Annotated in this window: 1 protein-coding gene; it reads left to right on the top strand. The window is 33.1% G+C overall.

Annotation, left to right across the window (positions count from 1 at the left end):
* Positions 1–509 (top strand): response regulator transcription factor (locus tag JK188_RS17635; protein WP_211888708.1); only part of this gene is annotated, 509 nt, incomplete at its 5' end.
* Positions 510–707: the final 198 nt, after the last annotated feature.

Raw genomic sequence — 707 nt, 5'->3', positions numbered from 1 at the left:
GTACTTATACTTACCCTAAAGAAGATAATGCAAAGGATTGTGTTTTATTATTCGTAGGCAATAACTCCAGTCATATTAATAAATTAAAAAACCTTACTCAATCTTTAGCCGTTGTTCCTGTTATCGTCATCGCAGAAGAACCTTCTGCTGCACTATGCAGAGACTACTTCAAGGCTGGAGCCTTTGATTTCTACGCATTTCCATTTGATGACAGAGTGTTTCTAAGCGCTATTCAGGGAGCTAATGAACACTTCGATAAACAAAATGAAAATCATAAAAAATATATCTATTTAACCAATAAATTCGACCGTCTCTCAGCTAGAGAGCGTGAAATTATGGACATGATTTTAGACGGAAACACCAGCCGAGAAACGGCCGAAAAACTGTCATTATCACCAAGAACCGTAGAAGTGCACCGTTCAAATATTTATACAAAACTAGGAATAAAATCACTACCTCAATTAATCCAAGAGTATGAATATATTAATACTTATTCTGCAAACGCTTAATTCTCTTTATTCACCAGCCCCCCTCTGCCTAATGGTTTATCAAAAAACCATTAGGCATTTTCCGTTCGCAAAATTACCCAGAAAAATATAATTAAATTTAGATTTTTATTTAGATAACTATTTAATTTAATCATTTAACTTAACTATTCACTTAACTATTCGGTTAACTATTTTTCACTATCAAACTTAGCATAATGA

The organism is Providencia sp. JGM181, assembly GCF_018257375.1.
GTDB lineage: Bacteria > Pseudomonadota > Gammaproteobacteria > Enterobacterales > Enterobacteriaceae > Providencia > Providencia lanzhouensis.
Note: the sequence above shows the minus strand (reverse complement) of the source record. Positions and strands in the feature narration are given on the sequence as shown.